This window comes from Nocardia sp. NPDC058244 (assembly GCF_042882065.1).
Classification (GTDB): Bacteria; Actinomycetota; Actinomycetes; order Mycobacteriales; family Mycobacteriaceae; genus Nocardia.
Window position 1 is genome coordinate 245015 of record NZ_JBHVWX010000010.1, and the last position, 22870, is coordinate 267884.

Annotated in this window: 25 protein-coding genes; 6 read left to right on the forward strand and 19 right to left on the reverse strand. The window is 71.2% G+C overall.

The features are described 5' to 3' along the window. Positions 1 to 69: 69 nt before the first annotated feature. The 7 genes from ACFVW6_RS29705 to ACFVW6_RS29735 form a co-directional block, all read right to left on the reverse strand. Entirely contained in the window at positions 70 to 504 is a 435-nt protein-coding gene (locus ACFVW6_RS29705; RefSeq protein ID WP_378830595.1) for an acyl-CoA thioesterase, read from the reverse strand. A 39-nt stretch (positions 505 to 543) separates the two neighbouring features. Beyond that, entirely contained in the window at positions 544 to 1056 is a 513-nt protein-coding gene (locus tag ACFVW6_RS29710) for an MmpS family transport accessory protein (protein ID WP_355277285.1), read from the reverse strand. A gap of 58 nt (positions 1057 to 1114) precedes the next feature. Continuing rightward, positions 1115 to 2248: an ABC transporter substrate-binding protein gene (locus ACFVW6_RS29715; RefSeq protein WP_378830598.1), complete on the reverse strand. Its 1134-nt coding sequence runs from the start codon at positions 2246 to 2248 to the stop codon at positions 1115 to 1117. Positions 2249 to 2296: 48 nt separating this feature from the next. After that, positions 2297 to 3151, reverse strand: a complete 855-nt coding sequence (locus ACFVW6_RS29720) for an ABC transporter permease (RefSeq protein ID WP_378830600.1) — start codon at positions 3149 to 3151, stop codon at positions 2297 to 2299. Further along, complete coding sequence (locus tag ACFVW6_RS29725) at positions 3148 to 3963, reverse strand: ABC transporter ATP-binding protein (protein ID WP_378830603.1); 816 nt, start codon at positions 3961 to 3963, stop codon at positions 3148 to 3150. The genes ACFVW6_RS29720 and ACFVW6_RS29725 overlap by 4 nt, the downstream gene beginning before the upstream one ends. A gap of 68 nt (positions 3964 to 4031) precedes the next feature. Beyond that, positions 4032 to 5234 carry an amidohydrolase gene (locus ACFVW6_RS29730; RefSeq protein ID WP_378830605.1) on the reverse strand — a complete coding sequence of 401 codons (1203 nt, stop codon included), beginning with the start codon at positions 5232 to 5234 and terminating at the stop codon, positions 4032 to 4034. A gap of 31 nt (positions 5235 to 5265) precedes the next feature. After that, entirely contained in the window at positions 5266 to 6012 is a 747-nt protein-coding gene (locus ACFVW6_RS29735; protein WP_357344942.1) for a sulfite exporter TauE/SafE family protein, read from the reverse strand. Between the two features lie 181 nt (positions 6013 to 6193). Between ACFVW6_RS29735 and ACFVW6_RS29740 the strand changes: the two genes are divergently transcribed. Then, positions 6194 to 6847 carry a GntR family transcriptional regulator gene (locus tag ACFVW6_RS29740; RefSeq protein WP_378830607.1) on the forward strand — a complete coding sequence of 218 codons (654 nt, stop codon included), beginning with the start codon at positions 6194 to 6196 and terminating at the stop codon, positions 6845 to 6847. An 83-nt stretch (positions 6848 to 6930) separates the two neighbouring features. Next, positions 6931 to 8193, forward strand: a complete 1263-nt coding sequence (locus tag ACFVW6_RS29745) for an amidohydrolase family protein (RefSeq protein WP_378830610.1) — start codon at positions 6931 to 6933, stop codon at positions 8191 to 8193. 87 nt (positions 8194 to 8280) lie between these two features. On the opposite strand, the gene ACFVW6_RS29750 is transcribed toward ACFVW6_RS29745, so the two are convergent. The 5 genes from ACFVW6_RS29750 to ACFVW6_RS29770 all read right to left on the reverse strand — a co-directional run bounded on the left by ACFVW6_RS29750 (position 8281) and on the right by ACFVW6_RS29770 (position 13482). Beyond that, entirely contained in the window at positions 8281 to 9087 is an 807-nt protein-coding gene (locus ACFVW6_RS29750) for an ABC transporter ATP-binding protein (RefSeq protein WP_378830612.1), read from the reverse strand. Positions 9088 to 9106: 19 nt separating this feature from the next. Then, complete coding sequence (locus ACFVW6_RS29755; RefSeq protein ID WP_378830615.1) at positions 9107 to 9991, reverse strand: ABC transporter permease; 885 nt, start codon at positions 9989 to 9991, stop codon at positions 9107 to 9109. After that, positions 9988 to 10959, reverse strand: a complete 972-nt coding sequence (locus ACFVW6_RS29760) for an ABC transporter substrate-binding protein (RefSeq protein WP_378830617.1) — start codon at positions 10957 to 10959, stop codon at positions 9988 to 9990. The genes ACFVW6_RS29755 and ACFVW6_RS29760 overlap by 4 nt, the downstream gene beginning before the upstream one ends. A gap of 82 nt (positions 10960 to 11041) precedes the next feature. Next, positions 11042 to 12349: an amidase family protein gene (locus tag ACFVW6_RS29765; protein ID WP_378830619.1), complete on the reverse strand. Its 1308-nt coding sequence runs from the start codon at positions 12347 to 12349 to the stop codon at positions 11042 to 11044. Continuing rightward, a complete protein-coding gene (locus ACFVW6_RS29770) occupies positions 12346 to 13482 on the reverse strand; it encodes an acetamidase/formamidase family protein (RefSeq protein WP_378830621.1) in 1137 nt (378 codons plus the stop codon). The genes ACFVW6_RS29765 and ACFVW6_RS29770 overlap by 4 nt, the downstream gene beginning before the upstream one ends. A gap of 199 nt (positions 13483 to 13681) precedes the next feature. On the opposite strand from ACFVW6_RS29770, the gene ACFVW6_RS29775 reads away from it, so the two are divergent. Next, complete coding sequence (locus ACFVW6_RS29775; RefSeq protein WP_378830624.1) at positions 13682 to 14377, forward strand: FadR/GntR family transcriptional regulator; 696 nt, start codon at positions 13682 to 13684, stop codon at positions 14375 to 14377. Between the two features lie 3 nt (positions 14378 to 14380). Here the strand turns inward: ACFVW6_RS29775 and ACFVW6_RS29780 are convergent, their stop codons facing one another. Continuing rightward, the gene (locus ACFVW6_RS29780) at positions 14381 to 14890 is read right to left on the reverse strand and encodes an O-acetyl-ADP-ribose deacetylase (RefSeq protein ID WP_357344925.1); all 510 of its coding nucleotides are present in this window, start codon (positions 14888 to 14890) and stop codon (positions 14381 to 14383) included. A 105-nt stretch (positions 14891 to 14995) separates the two neighbouring features. On the opposite strand from ACFVW6_RS29780, the gene ACFVW6_RS29785 reads away from it, so the two are divergent. Continuing rightward, on the forward strand, positions 14996 to 15496 hold the full coding sequence (locus ACFVW6_RS29785; protein WP_378830626.1) for an SRPBCC domain-containing protein: 501 nt from the start codon (positions 14996 to 14998) through the stop codon (positions 15494 to 15496). A 62-nt stretch (positions 15497 to 15558) separates the two neighbouring features. On the opposite strand, the gene ACFVW6_RS29790 is transcribed toward ACFVW6_RS29785, so the two are convergent. Both ACFVW6_RS29790 and pdxT read right to left on the reverse strand, forming a co-directional pair. Then, complete coding sequence (locus ACFVW6_RS29790) at positions 15559 to 16314, reverse strand: YebC/PmpR family DNA-binding transcriptional regulator (protein WP_355277325.1); 756 nt, start codon at positions 16312 to 16314, stop codon at positions 15559 to 15561. Between the two features lie 92 nt (positions 16315 to 16406). Further along, complete coding sequence (gene pdxT, locus ACFVW6_RS29795; RefSeq protein ID WP_378830629.1) at positions 16407 to 17027, reverse strand: pyridoxal 5'-phosphate synthase glutaminase subunit PdxT; 621 nt, start codon at positions 17025 to 17027, stop codon at positions 16407 to 16409. A gap of 211 nt (positions 17028 to 17238) precedes the next feature. Between pdxT and ACFVW6_RS29800 the strand changes: the two genes are divergently transcribed. Further along, a complete protein-coding gene (locus ACFVW6_RS29800) occupies positions 17239 to 18933 on the forward strand; it encodes an APC family permease (RefSeq protein WP_378831300.1) in 1695 nt (564 codons plus the stop codon). A 9-nt stretch (positions 18934 to 18942) separates the two neighbouring features. Here the strand turns inward: ACFVW6_RS29800 and ACFVW6_RS29805 are convergent, their stop codons facing one another. Beyond that, the gene (locus ACFVW6_RS29805) at positions 18943 to 19764 is read right to left on the reverse strand and encodes an acyl-CoA thioesterase II (protein ID WP_357344915.1); all 822 of its coding nucleotides are present in this window, start codon (positions 19762 to 19764) and stop codon (positions 18943 to 18945) included. Positions 19765 to 19843: 79 nt separating this feature from the next. On the opposite strand from ACFVW6_RS29805, the gene ACFVW6_RS29810 reads away from it, so the two are divergent. Continuing rightward, positions 19844 to 20458 (forward strand): hypothetical protein, encoded by a 615-nt coding sequence (locus ACFVW6_RS29810; protein WP_378830631.1) that lies wholly within the window; start codon positions 19844 to 19846, stop codon positions 20456 to 20458. Between the two features lie 56 nt (positions 20459 to 20514). Here the strand turns inward: ACFVW6_RS29810 and ACFVW6_RS29815 are convergent, their stop codons facing one another. From ACFVW6_RS29815 to ACFVW6_RS29825, 3 genes are all read right to left on the reverse strand, one after another. Next, on the reverse strand, positions 20515 to 21012 hold the full coding sequence (locus ACFVW6_RS29815; protein WP_378830634.1) for a hypothetical protein: 498 nt from the start codon (positions 21010 to 21012) through the stop codon (positions 20515 to 20517). Positions 21013 to 21181: 169 nt separating this feature from the next. Next, positions 21182 to 21901, reverse strand: coding sequence for an SDR family oxidoreductase (locus ACFVW6_RS29820; protein ID WP_378830636.1), 720 nt, complete (start codon positions 21899 to 21901; stop codon positions 21182 to 21184). A 134-nt stretch (positions 21902 to 22035) separates the two neighbouring features. Continuing rightward, positions 22036 to 22848 carry an inositol monophosphatase family protein gene (locus ACFVW6_RS29825; protein ID WP_378830638.1) on the reverse strand — a complete coding sequence of 271 codons (813 nt, stop codon included), beginning with the start codon at positions 22846 to 22848 and terminating at the stop codon, positions 22036 to 22038. Positions 22849 to 22870 lie beyond the last annotated feature (22 nt).

Sequence of the window (22870 nt, forward strand, 5' to 3'; positions counted from 1 at the left end):
AACAATTGTTCGAAAGTCTAGAGCATTCCCCCGCTGCGCCCGACCAACGACACGGACGCCACCCGCCGGTCAGGCCAGCCCGAGCAGGGCGTGATCCTTCGCGAATTCGGCCCAGACCCTGGCGGGATCGGCGACGAGCTTGCGCTCGCCCAGGTCGAGCAGGCCGGCCACGTACGACACGGTCGCGGCGACCTCGCCGTCGTCCCTGGTCAGCGTGTGCTCGACCCGATAGGTCTTGCCACCGCTCCAGGCCCACCGGCAGTCGATCTCCACCGTGTCGTCGGCCCGCAGCTCCCGGTGGTAGCGGACGTTCAGCTCGAGATTCACCGGCCCGAGGCCCGCCGCCAGCAGGTCGGGCACCGAAACGCCCGCCGCCGCCACACACGCGAACCGCGCGTGATCGGCGTACTGCTGGTAGGCCGAGCCGGTGACATGCAGTTGGGCGTCGAGGTCCGAGACACGCACGGGGATCCGAACCCGGAACGGCACAGCAGATTCCGTCATGCCCGCCAGTGTGGCAGCGGGGTCCGACAGGTTCCGCGCTCAGTCGATCGTGGCGCTGCAGGTGACGAAGCCGAAGGTGCCGGTGGAGGTGTCCTCGTCGAGCACCTTGCCGTCGCGCAGGATCCGGCAGCTGACGGTGCCTTCCTCCAGGCCGGTCGTCGTCACGGTGATGCTGCCCATCTTGGCGAAGCCGGAGACGGTGACGTCCTTGCGCCAGGGCACGCTCGACCCGTTCGCGGTGTTCTGGTCGAAATCGCCGCTGTAGTAGGTGATGTCGACCTGCGAGGCGGTGCCGCCCACTTCGTAGACCAGGTCGGCGCTGCTGTTGACCTCTTTGTCGACCTGCCAGGCCGCCACGCCGATGATCGCCGCGCAGCCGCCGCCGAGCAGGACCAGCACCAGCACGACACCGCCGACGATCCACGGCCAGACCGGCTTCTTCTTCGGCGGCTGCGGATACCCGTAGTTCGGTGGGTACCCGCCCTGCGGATACCCACCCTGACCTTGCGGATACCCGCCCTGATACGGCGGCGGTGGCGGCTGATAGGTCATCGGTCCCCCTCGGGCACAAGCGGATAGAGCCAGGACACTACCCGACGGGACCGACCGGCTACGGCGTGCTCGGCAAGCCGATCGCCGGGTCGACGAACCGGTTGGTGACGATCGCGCCCGCGGTGATGCCGTCGGGGACCGCCAGCCCGCGGGCGCGCAGGATGGGCGTGACCACGCCGATCACCCGGTCGACGCGCCCGGTGTCGAAATCGCCGAGGGTGGCGTCGGGTCCGTTCCCGACGATCTTCTGCGCGAGCTGCACCCGCACCGAATCGGTATTGCCGCCCGCGGTCATCGGCGGCCCGTCCGGAATCGTCTGGGCGATCCGCAGCAGCGCCTGGTTGACCGGCTCGGGATCACGGACGTAGTCGACCTGGGCCTGCTGCAGCATCGGCACGAGCTTGCTCAGGCACGGTGCCAGCGCGTCCAGCTCACCGCTGCGCACCGACCACGCGTGCGGGTAGATCTCGTAGCCGGATTCGTGCACCAGCAGCGATTTCACCGGCTTGAGCCAGCCCTTCACGTCGTGCTCCCAGCGATAGGGCTCGTTGGAGACGTACCCCTGCTGCATCGCCTTGCCCCGCTCGGCCACGAAGCGGCTCGGCGTGCCGTCGAAGGAGGCGTCGGCCTGGGCGGCGGAGACGTCGCCGTGCGCGATCAGGTAGTCCATGAACAGCTTGCCCTCGCTGTAGACCACCGGCGCACCGGTTCCGGGCACGTCCTTCCAGGAGGTGACCTGCGGATAGGTCGCCGGGTCGAACAGCACGATCTGCGGGTTCACGTCGAGCGAGGCGAACACCCCGGTCACCGGGAACTTGGCGGCGGCGCGCACCGCGTCGTCGGTCGGGACGAAGCCGAGGGTGATGCTCTGGTCCTGATACATCTGGGCGGGCACCGGCTGTCCGCCCAGGAACGGACCGCCCAGGCGCACTTCGACATTCACGCCGGTGTCACCGAGCGGGCCGGAGTAGGCGCCCTTCTGCACGTCGACGGTGCCGTTCGACCCGACCAGCTGATAGGCGGCGGCCCGCTCGGGCGTGGCGTACCAGTCGGTCTGGATGACGACGGTCGCCGGGCAGACCCCGGCGAGCGCGCCCTGACCGGTCGGCGCGGGCACCGAGGTCGTGCCGGTACAGGCGGTCAGCGCGGTGGTGCCGGCCAGCACGGCCGTGGCGAGGAGATGTTTCTGCACCGGAGGTTCCTTCGGGGTCGAGCGAATACGAGGGTGGGACAGTCGGGGTCAGGCGTCGCGGCGCAGACCCTGCGCGCGGTCGACGCGCCGGGCCAGGAAGTCGAAGAGCCAGAACAGGATCAGGCCGACGAGCGAGGACAGCAGCAGCGCGGTGAGCAGTTCCTCGGTGGCCAGCTGCTGGCGGTAGACGTCGATCATCCGGCCGATGCCTGGTTCGCCCTGCCGGAAGAAGAAGTCGGCGACGATGGACCCGATGATCGCCATGCCGCCGGAGATCTTGAAGCCGGAGATCATCGCGGGCAGCGCGGTGGGCAATTGCAGTTTCCGCAGCCGCTGCCACCGGCTCGCCCCGTGCAGGGTGAACAGGTCGTGTTCGGCGGGCGCCACCGATTTCAGGCCGAACAGCGTATTGGTGACGACCGGGAACAGCGAGACCATCACGCACACGATCACCCGGCTGGAGAACTCGTAGCCGAACCAGAACCCGAACAGCGGGACCACCGCGAGGATCGGGATCGTCTGCAGCACCACCGCGTACGGATACAGCGAGTACTCGGCCCAGCGCGCCTGGCTCATCACCACCGCGAAGCTCACCCCGAGCGCGATCGCGACGACCAGCCCGACCAGCGCCACCTGCACGGTCGACCACAGCGCGGCCAGGATGGCGGTCCGCGCGACCGGGTCGAGCAGGCCCTTGGCGATGACCTGTTCCGGCGCGGGCAGCAGGAACCGCGACTGCGGGTCGAGCAGGACGTGACTCACCAGCGACCAGCAGGCCAGCACCGCGACGAACACCACGATCGGGGCGAGGATCCGGATCGGGGAGATCCGGAACGGCCAGCGGCGCCGGGCCCGCGGCGCCGCCGCACCGAGCCCGGCACCGGGTACCACCACGGCGGTCACGCGGCCGTCTCCTGCTCGGCACCGCGCAGCGCCGCCGAGACCTCGGCCGAGATCGCCGCGAACTCCGGGGTATAGCGCAGTTGCGGCAGCCGCGGGAAGTCGAAGGGCACCGCGATCTCGGCGGCCACCCGGCCCGGCCTGCCGGTCAGGACGACCACCCGGGTCGACATGAACACCGCCTCGCCGACCGAGTGCGTGACGAAGACACCGGCGAAGCCGTCGCGCCGGAACAGCGCGCCGACTTCCTCGTTGAGTCGCTGCCGGGTGATCTCGTCGAGCGCGCCGAAGGGTTCGTCGAACAGGAACAGCTCCGGTCGCAGCGTGAGCGCCCTGGCGATGGAGGCCCGCATCCGCATGCCACCGGACAGCTGCGCCGGCTTGTGCTTCTCGAAGCCCGCCAGGCCGACCCGCTCGATCGCGTCCCGCGCGTCCGCACGCCGGGTGGCCCGGTCGACACCGGCCAGCTCGGCGGGCAATTCGACATTGGCGGCGACGCTGCGCCAGGCCAGCAGGGTCGATTCCTGGAAGACGTAGCCCAGTCTGCCGGTGCCGACCGCGACCCGGCCCGCGGTCGGCTGTTCGAAGCCGGCCGCCAGCCGCAGCAGGGTCGATTTCCCGCAGCCGGACGGGCCGACCAGCGAGACGAACTCGCCGGGCCGGACCCGCAGGTCGATATCGGACAGGGCCCGGGTGCCGTCACCGAAGACGAGGGAAACGCCGTCGAAGGCCAGGGCCGGTTCGGGGTCGAGGCCGCGGTCGATTCTCGTATACGAGTCGGCGGCGGGCGACGCGGTGGAAGCCGTTGCGCTCATGGACTATTTCTAGTGACCGGTCGTTGCCGATCGCGGTCCGGCGGATTACACCCTTGTTTCGTATACGATCAATCCCCGGCGCTCAGCGCACCGTTCGCGGCGACCACCCGGCCGTGCTTGAGCACCAGGCGTCGCGGGGGCAGCGCGACGACCGCGGCGGCGGGCGTCGCCCCGTCCACGACGCACAGATCGGCGGGCGCGCCGGGCGTGAGCCCGTACTCGGCGAGGCCGAGAACCTGGGCGCCGCCGTGGGTTCCGGCCCGCAGCGCCAGCTCGATCTCCGCGTCGGCGACCAGGCGGTCCCGGTAGGCGACGGTGCCGATCCGGCGCAGCATGTCGCCGTCGCCGTAGGGCGTCCACAGATCGCGGATGCCGTCGTTGCCCAGCGCCAGCGTCGCCCCGGCCGCGGCCAGCACCCGGACCGGCACCACCGGCGCCTCGCCGACCGCACAGGTCACCATCGCGACGCCGGCGGCGGCCAGTTCGTCGGCGATGCGGCGCTGCTCGTCGGGTTCCTGCTGACCCATCGCGTAGGCGTGGCTGATGGTGACCCGCCCCGCGAGCCCGAGCGCGCGGGTGCGTTCGATGATCAAGCCGAACTGCCAGGCGCCGAGGGAGCCACCGTCGTGCAGGTGGATGTCGATCTTCGCGCCGTAGCGCTCGGCCAGGCCGAAGATCAGATCGAGGTGGCCCGCGGCGTCGTTGTCGTAGCCGGCCGGGTCGAGCCCGCCGATCACCTCGACCCCGTCGGCGAGTGCCGCCTCGAGCAGTTTCGCGGTGCCGGGGCGGCGGAGCAGGCCGCCCTGCGGGAAGGCGACCAGTTCCACGTCGACGCGGTCGCGGTGCCGGGCGGCGGCGGCCCGGACCACCTCCACACCGGCGAGTCCGATCTCGGGGTCGACGTCGACGTGACTGCGGACGTGGGTCGTGCCCGCGGCGACCATGGCGGCGAGCAGGTTTCCCGCGTAGTCGACGTTCGGGATACCGAGTTCGGCGCGGCGGCTCTCCCCATTGGCGATGCGCCCGGCCAGGGTGCGGCCGCCCGTGTTCGGCACCCACGGCCCGCTCCACAGGGTCTTGTCCAGGTGGCAGTGGGTGTCGACCAGGCCGGGCAGCACGAGCGCGCCGTCGAGGTCGATCACCTCGGCGGCGGGCGCGTCGAGTCCGGCGCCGATGGCGGCGATCCGGCCGTCGCGCAGATGCACGTCGGCCGGGGTGGGCGGGGCGCCCGGGGTCCACGGCCTGCCGCCGCGCAGGAGCAGTTCGGTCATCTCGGGTCCTCCTCGGGGACGATCGCCCTGGTCAGGCGGTGAGCAACATGGCGGTGCCCGCACCGGCACCGAAGACGATCACGACCCCACGGAACACCGTGGGCCGCAGGCGGTCGGCGAACCGCGCACCGAGCACGCCACCGGCGAGACACGCGGGCGCCAGGAGGGCCACGGCGAGCCAGTGCACGGGACCGAACAGCGCGACCGCGATCATCGCGGTGGTGGACACCGCGACGGTGAGCACGCTCTTGAGCCCGTTGAGCAGCTGCGCCGAGGCGTCGAGGCCGAGCGCGAGCGCGGTCAGCAGGACGATCCCCATCCCGCCGTTGAAGTAGGCGCCGTACGCGCCGCCGAGGAACACCCCGGCGAACAGCAGGAGCCGCGAATCCGATTGCCGCACGGCCAGTCTGCGCGAGAGCCACGGCTGCGCCGCGAACAGCGCGGTGGCCCCGAGCACCAGGTACGGCACCAGCGCCGCGAACACCGCGGGCGGTGCGGCGAGCAGCACGAGGACACCGCCGAGCGCGCCCGCGGTCCCGGTGATCACCAGGCGCGGCAGCAGTTCCCGGTACTCCCCCGTCCGCTTGCGCAGGGCCGCGGCGCCGCCCAGGTAGCCGGGCCACACCGCGACGGCATTGGTGACCGTCGCGGTGACCGGCGGCAGCCCGAACGCCAGCAGGGCGGGAAACGACAGCAGACTGCCGCCGCCGGCGATGGCGTTGCAGAAACCTGCCCCGACACCAGCGGCCAGCAGCAGGGCCATGTGCACGGGATCCATGACTACCTTTCCGAAGAGCGTGGCGCGATCGTATACGACCGTGTTTCGAGGGGCTCGATGAGCGCCGGTGAGCCTCGCCACCGGCCGGTCGAGCGGCACCATGCCGTAGATTCGAGGGATATCGGCCGTGGATCGTAGACGAACAGCGCGGCCCTCCCCCGCGATCGACCCTGGAGGCGATGTGAGCAGCACCGTGCGCCGGATGACGCCGCAGCAGGTCTGCCGGGCCATCCGCGACGACATCATCCGCGGCGACTTCGTCTCCGGCCAGCGCCTGACCGAGGACACCCTGGCCGAGCGCTACGGCGTCTCCCGGGTGCCGGTGCGCGAAGCGCTGCGCACCCTCGAAGCCGAGGGTTTCGCCACGTCACGGCCGTACGCGGGCACCTTCGTCGCCGAGCTGACCGAGGCCGAGGCCGCCGATCTGCTCGAGATCCGCGCTCTGCTCGAGCCGCTGTGCGCGGGCCGCGCGGCCACCCGGCGCAGCCCCGAACAGCTGGGCAGGCTCAAAGAACTCACCTCGCTGGGCCAGGAGGCGGTGCGCGACGGCAGGCTCGACGAGCTGGCCCGGCTCAACAGCCGCTTCCACGAGGTACTAGCCGAGGCGTCGGGCAGCGCCCTGCTGACCCAGCTGATCACCCAGCTCAGCTGGAAGATCGCCTGGGTGTACGCGGTCGAGTTGCCGCGCCGGGCCGAGGACTCCTGGCACGAGCACGAACAGATCTGCGCCGCGCTGGAGGCCGGTGACGCCGAGCGGGCCCGCGCGGTGGTCGCCGAGCACATCGCCCACGCCGACTCCGCCTACCGACTGCGCAACCGCCCGGCGGACGCGTAACACACCCGCAGCATCGCCTGCCTTCCCCGGAAACACGATGGTCGTATACAAAGACGGTCCCCTCGTGTGTCCAGGAGGTTTTCGTGGCCGATCTAGTGCTGCGCCGTGCCCGCGTCGCCGATGACGCCGAGCTCGTCGACATCGCCGTCTCCGACGGGATCATCACCGCCGTCGAACCCGACCTGCGGGGCCCGGCGGCGACCGAGATCGACTGCGCCGCACGGGTGGTCATCCCCGGCTTGATCGAACCGCACGTGCATCTGGACAAGGCACTACTGGACACGCAGGCCACCGCACCCGACAACACCCTGGCCGGCGCCATCGCGATCACCGGGGAGCTCAAGCGCGGTTTCACCGCCGCCGACGTGGCGACGCGGGCCCGCATGGTGCTCGACCTCGCGATCGCGCACGGCACCACCGCGATCCGCGCCCATCCCGATGTCGACCCGATCGTGGGACTGCTCGGGGTCGAGGTACTGCTGGACCTGCGCGAGGAGTACCGCGGCCTGATCGATCTGCAGATCGTCGCGTTCCCGCAGGAGGGCATCCTGCGCGCGCCCGGCACGCTCGAGCTGCTGCGCGCGGCGCTGGGGCGCGGCGCGGACGTGATCGGCGGGTGCTCCTACAACGAAGCCGATGTCGCGGACTGCGAACGCCACGTCGACCTGGTCTTCGAGCTGGCCGCCGAATTCGGTGTCCCCGTCGACATCCACGCCGATTTCGCCGACGACGCGACCGATCCGCGCTTCGCCATGGCCGACTACATCGCCACCGCCACCGAGCGCGCCGGGCTCGGCGGCCGGGTCGCGATCGGGCACGTCACCTCGCTCGCCGGCCGTCCACCCGGTGAGCGGCGGGCCACGATGGCGCGCCTGGCCGAGGCCGGGGTCGCGGTGGTCCCGCTGCCCGCGACCGACATGCATCTGGGTGGCCGCGGAGACGAGACCGCCGTGCGACGCGGAGTCGCCCCGGTCCGGGAACTCTGGGCGGCCGGGGTCACGACCGCCTACTCCTCCAACAACATTCGCAATGCCTTCACTCCCTACGGCAACGCCGACCTGCTCGATATCGGCCTGTTCCTCGCCCAGACCGGCCATCTGTCGAGCGCCGACGACTTGCGCCGGGTCCTGGCGATGGCCACCGCCGACGCGGCGGCGGTGCTCGGCATCGGCGACCGGCACGGCATCCGGGTCGGCGCGCAGGCCGACCTCGTCGTCCTCGGGACCTACCGGCTCACCGACGTGCTGCTCGACCGCCCCGACCGCTGCTATGTCGTGAAAGCGGGTCGCGTCGTCGCCCGCACCACGCGCACCACCGAAATCCTGCGCCCGGTACCGGTGCGGTGACCGGTACCGGATCTCGCGCCGCCGTCTCCGCACGCGGGTCCGCAGCGCGCGGCCCCGATCGTGGCGGGACCGCGCGCGGGCCGGCGATCAGACCGGGGTGTGGTTTCCCTGGTGCACCAGCGCGTCGATGCGCCGCTTGTAGGCGTTGAATTCCGGTGTGGTGGAGTCGCGTTCGGCGGGCAGGTCGATCTCGACGATCTCGCGCACGTGCCCGGCGTTGCCGTGCGCCGAGCCACCCGCCATCACCACCACGCGATCGGCCAGGTACACCGCCTCGTCGATGCCGTGGGTGACGAAGACAACGGTCACCGCGGTCTCGCGGTGGATGCGCTTGAGCTCGGCCTGCATCTCGGTGCGGGTGAGCGCGTCGAGGGCGCCGAACGGTTCGTCCATCAGCAGCACGGCGGGACTGTTGGCCAAGACCCGGGCGATGGCGACCCGCTGCTGCATGCCGCCGGAGAGCTGGTGCGGGAACGAGGTCCGCACCCGGGTGAGGCCGACGGTGTCGAGCCAGCGGTCGGTGATCTCGCGGATGTCGGGGCGGGTCATCCTGGCCTGCCTCGGTCCGTAGGCGATGTTCTCGGCGACGGTCAGCCACGGGAACAGCCCGTAGTCCTGGAAGACCACCCCGCGTTCCGGGCCGGGTCCGCTGATCGGTTCGTCCCCGACGGTGACGGTGCCGGTGGTGGTCTCCTCGAACCCGGCGAGAATGCGCAGCAGCGTCGATTTGCCGCAGCCGCTCGCGCCGACCACACAGACGAATTCCCCCGCGGCGATCTCGAGTTCGACGCCGTCGACCGCGAAGCCGGGTGCGCCGGGATAACGCTTGCCGAGTCCGTCGACGACGATCCGCGCCGGGCGATGCGGGCGGCGGCGGGTGGAGTAGATCTTCATACCGGTCCTGTCTGCGTGGTCACGGGAGCAGGGGCCTGCGCCCCGCGAGGAGCCGGACCAGCAGCATCAGCAGCCGGTCGGCGAGGAATCCGGCCAGCCCGATCACGATCATCACCGCGATGATCAGATCGGTCCGCGATTGCTCCCTGGCCTGGGTGATCAAGGCGCCCAGCCCGATCCGGATGCCGACCGTCTCGCCGACGACCAGGATCACCCAGGACAGCCCGAGCGCGATCCGCAGTCCGGCGACGATGCTCGGCACCGCGGCGGGCAGCACCACCTTGTACAGCGTGTGCGCGGGCGGGGTGCCCAGCATCGCGGCGGCCTCGAGCAACCGTTCCGGGACCGCCCGGACCCCCGCGATGGTGTTGAGCAGGATCGAGAACACCGCCGCCAGGAACACCAGGAAGATGGTCGAGCGGTCGCCGAACCCGATGATCAGCAGCGACAGCGGCGCCCAGGCGGTGACCGGGATCGGGCGCACCAGGTTGATGGTCGGTTCGAGCATCCGGTACACCAGCCGGGAGCGGCCCATCACGATCCCGAGCGGGATGGCGACGGCGGCGGCCAGCGCGAAGCCCTGCACGACCCGCAGGGTGCTGGCGTAGAGGTGCAGCCAGAGGGTGCCGCTGTAGGTGTCGTCGATGACGCCGCCGACCGCGAGATCGGCCAGCCGCCGCGCCACCTCGTAGGGCGTGGGCAGGAACCGCATCTGGATGCCGAATGGCAGGGTCCAGCCACCCGCGACACCGCGATCCCACAGCAGCCCGAGCAGCAGCGGGACCGGCAGCGCCCACAGCACCGCGACCACCCTGCCCGGCACCCGCACCGCGCGCCGGGTGCCGGGCGCGGCGGCGGGCGGCGCGGTCGGCCGCTCGCTGGGCGGTGCGTCGAGCGCGGTCATCGTCCGACGCCCGCCGCGGTCAGGAACCCGGTGTCGAAGACCTTCGTCAGGTCCGGCGTGCGGGCCAGCTGGTCGAAGGCCCGCATCTGCTCGGCGAGCGCGCCGACCCGGCCGCGGTACGCGTCGTCGAGTTCCCAGCGCAGCCAGACGTTCCCGGTCGCGGTCTCGACGATCGCGCGGTCCAGGCCGAAGGTGCTGACGAGCCCGTCGACCCATGCCTGGTGATCGCCCTTCATGAACTCGATGGCCTGGACGAAACTGCGGACGGTCTGCTGGACGCGGTCGCGGTCCTGCTCGATCAGCGCGCCCCGGGTGCCGAAGACGATGTTCACCCCGCCGATCGGGGTGTCGTAGGGCGAGACGATCGCGTGCGCGCCGATCTGCTTGACGATCGACGGCGCGGTCTCGGCGCTGAGGAAGGCGTCGATCTGCCCGGACCTGTAGGCGTTGGCCATGTCCGAGTAGGCCAGGTTCACCAGCTGGACGTCGGTCGCCGGATCGAGGCCGTGCGCGCGCAGCGTCAGCTTCAGCACGATCTCCTGGGAGGAGCCGGGCGGGAAGCCGATCTTCTTGCCCCGCAGGTCGTTCGGTGTCGCGATCTCGGGCTTGCCGACGAACGCCGACCCGCCGTCGGCGGCCGAGGCCACGATCCGCACGTCCTGGCCCGCCGCGCTGCCCGCCAGCATCGACGGCGTGCCGAGGACACCGAAGTCGATGGCGCCCGAGGCGAGCGCGTTCTTGATGTCGGGTGAGTTCTCGAACAGCACGATGTCGTAGGTGGTGCCGGCGGGCGCGAACCGCTGCATGAAGTAGGGCGCGTAGAGGTGGGGCTGGCCGCGCAGGGTGCCGATCTTGATCGTGGCCGGGTCGCCGCCGCCGTCGGGCGTGGCGATGCACGCGGTCAGGCCGAGGACCAGTATCAGTGCGGTGAACAACGCCGAGAGGACGTGTCGCGATGGATGTTTCATAGTGATTCCTATCGGGTGTCCGGCGCCGCCGCCCGCGATGCCGGGACCACGCCGTCGAGGTGGCGGGTCGTACAAAGGGTGGTCAGGCGGAACCGGTGAGGGCCGAGGCGCACCGGGCAGCCAGCCCGATCAGCGCGTGGTCGGTGTGGGCCGCGCCTAGCAGGCACAACCCGATGGGCAGCCCGTCGTGACGCGGTAGCGGCAGGGTGACCGCGGGCAGGCCCGCGATCGCGGCGAGACAGGTCAGGCGCAGGGTGGCGGTGCGCGCGGCATCGCGAGTGCGGACGTCGGCGTCGCGATACGGGGGCGGGCCGGCCGTGGTCGGCAGCAGCAGCGCCCGGTCGCCCACGACCTCCCTGATCCGGATCGCCGCCTCGGCCAGGACTTTCCGTGCGGCGCCTGCTCCGTCGTCGGTGACCGTGGCCGCCCAGGCGAACCGGTCGGCCACCTCCGGCTCGAGCGCCTCGGGGTGCGCGGTGATCCAGGCGCCGTGCCCGGCCCACGCCTCGTGCGCCTGCACCGTGCGGAAGGCGCCGAACCAGCGGTCCAGCTCGGCGCGCAGGGCGACCGGCGTGGCACCGAGTTCGCTCGCTGCCCCGAGGCACTGCTCGGCGGTGCCCGGCTGTGCCGCGGCGCACAACGCCGGGTCGACCACAAGCTGCGTCGGCTCGGCTCGATCCGCCTGCGGCGCTGCCCCTTCCGATCTTTGGTCAGGCTCGTGCCCTGGTGCTGCCGGGCCGGGTGCGGCGCGGCGACCGTCCGCCGTCGCAGCTGACGAGTCACCCGGGGAGGCGCGGCCGGGACCGGCCATGGCATGCATCGCCTCGGTGACAGCGGCGAGGGTGGCGGCGTCGCGGGCGAGCCAGCCGATCGTGTCGAACGACGGGGCCAGCGGCAGCAGGCCGGTGGTGTCGAGACTGCCGTGGGTGGTCCGGATTCCCCAGAGTCCCTGGTACGCGCCGGGCACCCGAATGGAGCCCGCGGTGTCGGTGCCGAGCCCGATGCTCGCCTCGCCCCGGGCGACGGCGACGGCCGGTCCGCTGGACGATCCGCCCGGAACCCGCTGTGGCGCGGCGGGATTCACCGGCATTCCGGTGCGGCCGTTGCCGCCGGTGATGCTGTAGGCGAATTCGTCGGTCGTGGCGATGCCGGTGAGGTCGGCGCCCGCCGCGAGGAGCGCGGCCACGATGGTGGCGTGCCGGGATTCGGGGGCGCGCTCGGCGAGATAGGCGGCGACCCCGGCGCCGAGGGGATACCCGGCCACCGCGAACAGATCCTTCACCGCCACGGTGTGCCCGGTCAGCGGACCGGTGGCCGTCGCGGGGACCAGCGGCGCGCCGACCTCGCGCCACACCGTGGTGTCCACCGCGTCGCGCACTCGCGCGGTCACCGGGCCCGCTCCAGGACGTAGCGGGCCAGCTCGGTGCTCGCGGTGTGCGCGAAGTCGGCGATGCGGATCTTGCCGTGCACGCCCCTGGTCAGGTCGACCGCCTGCGAGACGGTGAAATCGGCGGCGGCACTGAGGTAGAGGTAGGCGCGGCGGGGATCGGTCTCGAACAGCGCGCCCAGCAGGTCGACGGCGTTGCCGACGCACAGCGACAGCGCGGTGTCGAGATCGGGATCCAGCCCGGTCGGGATCACCAGCCCGTGGCCCGCGGCGAACGGGCCGATACCGAGATCGGCCACCTGGTCGGCCGGGATCAGGTCCAGCCGCACCGTCGCCCGCAGCGGCGCTTCCAGCGCGGTGAGCGCGACCTCCCCGTCGCCCTGCGCGAAATGCGGGTCACCGACGTAGAACAGCGCGTCGGGCACCTGGACCGGCAGGAACAGGGTGGCGCCGGGAGTGAGCAGCTTGACGTCGATATTGCCGCCGTGCGGGCCGGGCGGCACCGAGTGCGCCCGATCCGCGCTGTCGGTGGCGACACCCATGATGCCGAGGAACGGCGCCAGCGGGAAACGCGCCTGGTGCGCGCTGCCCGGCGCGATCGGCATGGCGCCGAACCACGCGTCGGGCTCCCCGGTCACCGTGCAGAACTGACCGTAGGACCCGTCGTACGCCGTGCCCGCCAGCATGCCGCGACCGTGCCGGGTGGAGATGACGCCGTAGGGCGCGCGCAGGGCCAGGTGCTCGACCCGGACGGCGAGCAGGTCGCCGGGGCGCGCCCCGTCGACCGCGATCGGCCCGGTGACGATGTGCGGGCCCGCCCCGGCCGCGCGGGTCCGCCGGGCGACCACCTCGACCGCGTCGTCGAGGACCTGGTCCCTGGCCACGCCGTGGCCGCCGAAGTAGGCGGCCGGGTCGGAGCCCTGGTCGTCGAGCAGGCCCTCGTGGCTGATCGTGTCGATCACGACGGTCGCGCCCGGCGCCACGGTCGTCACCGGGGTGTCTCCCCGCTTCGGGAGCCTGCCCCAGAGCACCCGCGCCGGATCGGCGGGCACGTAGGTGGCCCCGGGGGCGAGTCCGGCGCCCTGTTGCAGGACCGGGAATGCTGCCGCGATCTGGTCGCCTGCCACTGCGGTCACGTGGTTCCTCCGCTGTCAACGAGCCGATGCCGAACATTGGTCCGACCATCTGATTCGATAACGGTATGCCACTATGAAAACCCTTGCTACCGGGCGAAACTTGCGTAACAGAGGCTTTACGCCGCCGCAATACGCGCCGGTCGCCAGGTACTCGAGTACGATTGGCCGGACCAATTCAGCCTCGTGAGGGAGTCCGTTCGTGAGCGTCGCGCCCATTCCCCCGCTCCGTCGCCGCACCGGCAGTGTCGGCGCCGAGGTGGCCGCGCATCTGGAACGGCTGATCATCGACGGCGCGCTGCGCGCGGGCGATCGGCTGCCGCCGGAACGGGAACTGGCGGCCACGCTCCAGGTCTCCCGATCCTCGTTGCGCGAGGCGATGTTCGAACTGGAGTCCAAGAAGCTCGTCGACCGCAGGCAGGGGCGCGGCAGCACCGTCACCGACCCGTCCCGCGGCGCGGCCGAACTCCACGACAATCTCGCCGATCTCGATACCGAACTCGGCTACGCGACCGAGCTCCGCGATCTGGTCGAACCCCGCATCGCCCAGCTCGCCGCCCAGCGGGCGCTGGAATCGAATCTGCTGTCCCTGCACGCGGTCCTCGACCGCTCCGACGAGTCGCTGAGCCCCGAGGAATCGATGGCCCTCGACATCGAATTCCACACGCTGCTGGCCCATTCGGCGCAGAACCCGCTGCTGGTGACGCTGTGCACGATGACCACCGAGTGGACCAGGCACACCCGGGTGCTCTCGCACCGCACGCCCCTGGGCCGTCGGATCTCGGTACACGGGCACACCGAGATCCTGCGCGCGGTCGACGCCCACGACGGCCCGGCGGCGGCCGCCGCGATGGAACAGCACCTGCGCGAGGTCAGGGAGATCAGTTCGCCCCGGTAGCGCTCAGCTCAGCGCGGCGGTGAACACCGCGAGCGCTCGATCGTCGAACAGGACGAACCGCACCTCGTCGACGGCCGGGTCGGCCGCGCGCACGGTCGCCACGGCGATCCGGGCGCCGTCGTCCATCGGCCAGCCGAAGATGCCCGTGGAGATGGCCGGGAACGCGACCGTGCGAGCACCCAGTTCGGCGGCGACGCGCAGGGATTCGCGATAGCAGGAGGCCAGCAGGTCCGAGCGGTCCTCGGTGGCCGACCACACCGGGCCGACGGTGTGGATCACCCAGCGCGCGGGCAGACGTCCCGCGGTCGTCGCGACCGCCTGACCGGTCGCCAGGCCCTTCCCGTAGTGCGAGGCGCGCAGGTCACGGCACGCGGACAGGATCTCGGGCCCACCCTTGCGGTGGATCGCGCCGTCGACGCCGCCACCGCCGAGCAGCGAGGAATTGGCGGCATTGACCACCGCGTCGACCGCCTGTTCGGTGATGTCGCCGCGTACGGCCTCGATCCGGGTCATCGGACCATTCTGCTCGCCGCGCCGAGCGCGACACCAGCGGATATCGCGGCGTACCGTCGACACCGTCGCAGATCGTCGCTCCACCCGAGCCGAGGAGAACCGCGCATGCCCACACCCACCGGCGAGCTCCAGCCGACACCCGACGGCCGTGATCTGGTGATCACCCGGTCGCTGGGCCTGCCGATCGAGGAGGTGTGGGCCCGACTGACCGATCCGCACCTGACCGCGGGCTGGTACGGCACCTGGGAGGGCGAAGCGGGCACCGGCAACACCATCCGGGTACAGCTGCGGTTCGAGGAGGGCGAGCCGTGGACGGGCATGAACATCGACGACTGCACCCCGCCGATCCACCTCGGCCTGTCCTCGACCGATCAGATCGGGGTGTGGCGGCTCGAGGTGACGCTGCTCGACACCGGCGCGGCCACCGACGTGCGCCTGGTCCACCACCTCACCTCGGAGTACCAGCTCGCCGAGATCCCGCAGATCGGTCCCGGCTGGGAGTACTACGCGGACATGTTCGTCGCCGCGTGCACGCAGACCGAGCGCCCGAAGTTCGCGGACTACTACCCGTCCATGGCGGCGTACTACGCCGAGCGCGCGTCCTAGCCCGAAACACGCACCGCCCCGGCCGAAGTCCCGGCCGGGGCGGTGCGTGTGTGCGCGTGTCGCTACTCGTCGTCGAGCTCGGCGGCGACCTCGTCGGAGATGTCGACATTGGTGTAGACGTTCTGCACGTCGTCGCTGTCCTCGAGCGCGTCGACCAGCTTGAGCACCTTGCGGGCGCCCTCGGCGTCGACCGCGACCGACACCGACGCCTGGAAGCCGGACTCGGCCGAGTCGTAGTCGATGCCCGCGGCCTGCAGGGCGCTGCGCACGGCGATCAGATCGCCGGGCTCGCTGATGATCTCGAAGGACTCACCCAGGTCGTTGACCTCTTCGGCGCCCGCGTCGAGGACGTGCTCGAGGATGTCGTCCTCGGACAGGCCGTTCTTCTCGAGGGTCACCACGCCCTTGCGGCCGAACAGGTACGCCACCGAACCCGGGTCGGCCATGTTGCCGCCGTTGCGGGTCATCGCGACGCGGACCTCGCCGGCGGCGCGGTTGCGGTTGTCGGTGAGGCACTCGATCAGCACGGCGACGCCGTTGGGGCCGTAGCCCTCGTACATGATCGTCTGCCAGTCGGCGCCGCCGGCTTCCTCGCCGCCGCCGCGCTTGCGGGCGCGCTCGATGTTGTCGTTGGGGACCGACGACTTCTTCGCCTTCTGGATGGCGTCGTACAGCGTCGGGTTACCCGCAGGGTCACTACCACCAGTGCGGGCCGCCACCTCGATGTTCTTGATCAGCTTGGCGAAGAGTTTGCCGCGCTTGGCGTCGATTCCCGCCTTCTTGTGCTTGGTGGTGGCCCATTTGGAGTGGCCGCTCATGCCCTACTTCCTTCAGGTCGGTTGCGCGTCTGCCCGGGCGGACAAGCTCGATCCAGCCTACTCGGACCGTGCGCGCGCAGTGGCCGCGGGCGTTACCGTGCCGAACGAACCAGGTCGACGAACAGTTCGTGCACCCGCAGATCGCCGGTCACCTCGGGATGGAACGAGGTCGCCACGACATTGCCCTGCCGGGCGGCGACGATGCGACCCTGCGCCGGACCGTGCGGCACCCGGGCCAGTACCTCGACGCCCGCGCCGACCCGCTCGACCCACGGGGCGCGGATGAACACGGCCCGCACCGGCGTGTCGAGCCCGGCGAAATCGAGGTCGGTCTCGAAGGAGTCGACCTGACGGCCGAAGGCGTTGCGGCGCACCGTCATATCGATGCCGGACAGGTGCTGGGCGTCGGCCCTGGTGTCGAGCACCTCCGAGGCCAGCAGGATCATGCCCGCGCAGGAGCCGAAGGCGGGCAGCCCGTCGCGCAGCCGGGCGCGCAGCGGCTCGAGCAGGTCGAAGGCCTGCAGCAGCTTGGAGATGGCGGTCGACTCGCCGCCGGGCAGCACCAGTCCGTCGACGGCGGCCAGCTCGGCTTCGCGCCGCACCAGCACCGCGTCGGCGCCACAGTGGTCCAGCGCGGCGACGTGTTCGCGCACGTCACCCTGGAGCGCGAGGACGCCGATGGTCGGCCGGGCGGCAGGCGAGGTTGCGTTCACAGGCGCTGAGCTTACGAGGCGGGCCGGTGTGCGCCCGCTCACGGTCTTTGTCAACATTCCGTCAACGCCGGGGTGCATTCGCCCGGATCGGGTCGACACTCGGTGTGTGATTGCACTTCTGCCACGCAGGAGCTCCGGACCAGCGCCGATCGTCGCGCACCGTCGCGGGCTCACCGTCTCGACCGGATTGGCCGGGCTGTCCCTGGACGCGATGGCGTCGGTCTCCTACGGCCCCGAGGCGATCGTCCTGGTGCTGGCCACCGCGGGCGGTCTCGGTCTCGGGATGACCCTGCCGGTGACGCTGGCCATCGCCGCCCTGCTGGCGGTCCTCATCGCCTCCTATCGCCAGGTCATCGCGGCGTTCCCGAACGGCGGCGGCGCCTACGCGGTCGCCAAGCGTCATCTCGGGCACCGCACCAGCCTGCTGGCGGCGGCCTCGCTGATCGTGGACTACGTGCTGAACGTGGCGGTGTCGATCGCGGCCGGTGTCGCGGCGCTGACCTCGGCGTTCCCCACGTTGCACGACTACACGATCTGGATCTGCCTGGCGGTGCTGGTCGGCATCACCGCGCTGAACCTGCTCGGCATCACCGAGAGCGCCCGTGCGTTCATGGTGCCGACGGCAGTGTTCGTGGCGGGCATCTTCGTGGTGATCATCGGCGGGTTGCTGCGCTCGGAGCCCGCCGCCGTCACCAGCGGGACGGCGGCGGTGAGCGATATCCACACCGTCGGCGTGCTGCTGTTGCTCAAGGCGTTCTCGAGCGGGTGCGCGGCGCTGACCGGTGTGGAGGCCATCGCGAACGCGGTGCCGAGCTTCCGGGAACCCCGGGTGCGGCGCGCGCAGCGGGCCGAGGTCGCGCTGGGGCTGCTGCTCGGCACGATGCTGATCGGGCTGGCGATCCTGATCGAGAAGTTCTCGCTGCGGCCGATCGAGGGCACCACCGTGCTCTCGCAGCTGACCGAGGCGGCGCTGGGGCACGGTGCTGGCTACTACATCGTCCAGTTCGCGACGGTGGTGCTACTGGCGCTGGCGGCCAACACCTCCTACGGCGGCCTGCCGACGCTGACCCGGCTGCTCGCCGACGACAACTGTCTGCCGCACCGCTTCGCCGTCGCGACCCCGCGCCAGGTGTATCGCTACGGCGTGCTGACCCTCGGTGTGAGCGCCGCGGTGCTGCTGGTGGCGGCCGCGGGCAAGATGAACGTCCTGGTCCCGCTGTTCGCGATCGGCGTGTTCGTCGGTTTCACCATCGCGCAGACCGGCATGGTCCGGCACTGGTGGCAGGCCAGGAGCGAAGGCTGGCGGTGGCGGATCGCGCTCAACGGCTTCGGCGCCGTGCTGACCTTCGTCGCCGCGATCGTCACCACCGCGATGAAGTTCGCCGAAGGCGCCTGGCTGATCGTGCTGGTCCTGCCCGCGCTCATGGTCGGGATGGAGCGAATCCGCAACGCCTACACCAGGATCGGACATTCCCGCGGCATTGTCGGCGTCCTTCCCGCGCCACCGCGCCGTACCGGCACCGCCATCATCGTGCCGATCGCGGAGGTCTGCGAGCTGAGCCGGGAGGCGCTGTCGGCGGCCATGTCGATCGGTGACGACGTCACCGCGGTGCACGTCTGTCTGCCCGGCGAGTCGGCGACGGCGTTCGCCAAGGCGTGGGAGGCGTGGCATCCCGAAGTCCACCTGGTCATGCTCGAGGACAGCGACGCGACCGTCGGCGGACCCGTCGCCGCCTACGTCCGTACGCATTTCGCGGGCCGGCGCAAGGTGGTCGTCATCGCGGAGATCGATCCGCCCTCGGGCTGGGCGCGGGTCCTGCCGAGCTATCGCAGCGACGAGCTCGAACGCGTCCTGCGCAAGATGCCCGACACCGTGGTGTGCCACCTGCGCGTCCAGGTGAGTTGAGACCCCGGCCTACTTGTGGCGCGGCGTCCGGATCAGGCCCTCCTGGACGACCGCCGCGACGAGGTTGCCCTCCCGGTCCCAGATCCGGCCGCCGGTCAGCGCGCGACCGAACCCCGCCGAGGGCGATGACTGGTCGTAGAGCAGCCATTCGTCGGCGCGGAACGGGCGCAGGAACCACATCGCGTGGTCGAGCGAGGCGTCCTGGGTCGGCTCACCGGGGTGGGCCACCTTGGACGAACCGAGCAGCGTCATATCGCTCATGTAGGCGAGGGTGCAGACGTGGAACAGCGGGTCGTCGGGCAGCTTGTGGCGGTAGCGGAACCACACCTGCTGCTGGGAGACGAAGCCCTCCCGCTGGGTGACCTGATCCGACGGGACCGTGCGGATGTCCCAGTGCTCCCACTCGCGCATCGCCCAGAGCCGCTCGGGGCTCATGGTGACGCTGGCGTCGGGCAGCAGGTCCGGCCCTTCGACCGCGGGCATCACGTCCTGGTGCTCCGGCCCCTCGTCGCCGCGGTGGAACGAGGCCGACATCGTGAAGATCGCCTGGCCGTCCTGCACGCCGGTGACCCGGCGGGTGCAGAAGGACCGGCCGTCGCGGATGCGCTCCACCAGGTAGACGGTGGGTTCCTCCGGATTGCCCGGTCGCAGGAAGTAGCCGTGCAGCGAGTGCACCTGGAAGGCGGGGTCGACGGTGCGCACCGCCGAGACCAGCGCCCGGCCCGCGACCTGGCCGCCGAAGGTGCGCGTCAGCTGGGATTCGGTGGCCGCACCACGGAAGATGTCCCGTTCCAGCTGCTCGATCTCGAGCGCCTCTTCGATAGTCGCCATGCGCTCGAGATTATCCCGTCGCCGACTGTCTGGTCTGTCCGGCTCGGCACTGTGCCCCGGAATTTGCTGTGATAGTGCGGTGCCGACGTTCACGCCCATCTCCCCCGCGGCGGTGGCGGGGCTCGTCGCCGACCGGCTGGCCGCCTTGCCGGGACGACGGGTGCTCGCCGTCGACGGCGCCGACGCGGCCGCGCCGGTCGAGCTGGCCCGCCGGATCGCCGACACGCTCGCCGAGCGGGGACGGTCGGCCGAGGTGGTCGCGCTGCACGATTTCGTCCGCCCGGCCTCGCTGCGGATGGAGTACGGCCGCGACGACGAATGGTCTTATCGCACAGCCTGGTTCGACTACGACGCGGTGCGCCGCGAGATCCTCGACGCGGTCCGGACCGCCGGGCGCTGGTTGCCGGCGCTCTGGGACGAGGCGCGGGACCGGTCGGCCAGGGCCTCGATCCGCCCTGCGCCCGCCGATCTGGTCCTGGTGCTCGCCGGGCCGATGCTGCTGGGTCGCGGCCTGGACTTCGACCTCACCGTGCGTCTCGAGCTGAGCGACCAGGCCGCGCTGCGCCGCACCCCACCGACGGAGCGGTGGACGCTGCCCGCCCTGCGCGAGCACGACGCCGAACACCCCGAGACCGCCACCTGGACACTGCGCTGGGACCATCCGGACCGGGCGGCCCTGCGCATCGGTCCATGACCCGGACAGCCGAGAGCCCCGGCCGATACACCGGCCGGGGCTCTCGGGTCACGGGCTCAGGCGCAGGCGACCGACTGCTGACCCAGGTTGGTCAGCATCGTGCACGCCCAGGCCTTCTGGACCTTCCACTTGCCGTCCTCGGCCACGAACGGCACATCGACCACATTGGTCTGACCGTTGACCGTGAAGTTCGCCTTCGCGTTCACACTGTCACCGAAGGAGGTCACCTCGGTGACCTGCACAGCCACATTGGCGTCCTTGGCCGCCTGGGCCAAGCGGTTCGGCAGCTCCGGATCGGCGGAGACACCCTGCACGAAGTCGAGCTTCTGCTCGTTCGGGACGGCGGGATCCAACGCGGTGGTGAGCTGCTCGCTCAGCTGCGGAACCGTCGGCACGGGCGGCAGGTTCGCGGCGTTCGTGGCCGGGGCCTTGGCGCTGGTGGTGGTCTTCGCGGCGGGCTTGTCGCCCTTGTCGTCGCTGCACGCGCTCAGCCCGAGAGCCGCGACCACGGCCAGACCTGCGATAGCGATACGTCCGGTCTTACCAAACTTCATCCACTCGTCCTTACGTTCGGGTCAGGCTCTTCGCCCTCCGGGCGACGGCACGGACCCGCGCCACACGACGCAGGCCTCGATGCCACGGCCCGGACGCTACCCAGCGATGGTGTGGAAACTCTGAGAACCCGGCAACGGTGGTCTGTGAGAGGTGGCCGGGCGCACGACATCACACCAGGCGGTGGCCACCGTCGACGTGCAGGACCGTGCCGGTGACGAACGGGTTGCGCTGGACCGCGAGGAAGGCCTCGGCGAGGTCGGCGGGCGTGCCGAGTCGGCCGGCGGGGAGGCGGGCGGCCATGGCGCGGTGGCGATCGGCTTTGTCGGCGGGGGCGAAGGCATTCCAGATCGGCGTGTCCACCCAGCCCGGCGACACGGCGTTGACGCGCAGCGGCGCGAGTTCCACCGCGAGCGCGGCGACCAAGCCCGCGAGCGCGGCGTTGACCATGGCGACCAGGGATCCGCCGGGGGCGGGCCGGTAGGCGGCGATACCGGAGGTGACCGTGATCGAGCCGCCGTCGGCGACCCTGGCGTGTTTGGCGACGAGGGCGGGGCCGATCATCTTGGCCGCCACCACTTTCGCCGCGATGTCGGTGTCGAAGGCGGTGATCGGCTGGTAGGCGCCGGTCATGTCGGCGGCGGTGACGACGACGTGGTCGACGGTGCCGGTCGCGCCGAACAGGCGGGCGATGTCGGTCTCCCTGGTGATGTCGGCGACGACCGTGCGCAGGGTGCCGGGGTGCTGGTCGAGTTCCCGCGCCGCCGTCGCGAGCCGATCCGCCGACCGGCCCGCGATGGTCACCTCGGCGCCGTCGGCGAGCAGCCGATGCGCCAGGGCCAGACCCATGCCCGAGCCGCCGCCGATGATCACTGTGCTGTTCTCACTCATGGGGCCAGCTCAGCACCGAGGCAGGGCGAAACTCCATGTCCGGCAGCCGAACCGGCGTTCGCCGATTCCTAACAGCCCAGCTCACGGGCCACGAGCGCACCGGCTATCGCACGACGCGCTCGTGCCCGCGACGGTCAGCGCAGCGCGGCGACCGCGGCGACCAGCCGGGCACCGGTCGGCGCGTCGGCGGCCGCGATCAGCCCGTGCGGCGCGGTGTGCAGCGGGCCGCCCGCCAGGTTGGTGACGGTGCAGCCGGCGGCCTCACACACCGCGATGGCGGCGGCGAAATGCACGCTGTCGCGCAGATCTCCGCCGGTGACGTACGCGGCCCGGCGACCGGCCGCCACCCAGGCCAGGGCCAGCGAGGTCGACAGCACGCGCGCGTGGAACTCCCCGGCGAAACCGGGGGCGTCGAACAGGCGCGCGGGACTCGACCAGGGGAAGTCGTGATCCAGATCGACATCGACGAGCCGGCTGTCGGCCCGGGGTAGGAGCGGTTGATCCGCGCCGTCGCTGCGTAGGTAGGCGCCATCGCCTGCCGTCCAGAACACCTCGTCGGCGAACGGATCGGCGACGGCGGCGACCCCGATGGCGGCGCCGGTCCGCAGCGCGACATTCACCGCGACGAACTCCGTGCCGACCGCGAAATTCCGTGTCCCGCACAGGGGGTCGACAAGCCAGGTGCGGTCGCTGCGGGCCGCGCCGGTCACCCCCGATTCCTCGGCGAGAAAGCGATCACCCGGACAGGCGGTCGCGAGAACATCGAGAATGGCCTGTTCGGCGGCGAGGTCTGCCTGGGTGGCGAAATCGTCACCCTCCTTGGCGTACCGGGTGAGCGGCGCGTGGAACGCGGACCGGATCACTCCCGAAGCGACTTGTGTTGCGTGAACTGCGATTTCAACATCCGAGTGGTGCACCGTCTCCAGGCTACGCACCCCGAAGATCACCTGCGGGCGAACGAGAACCGGC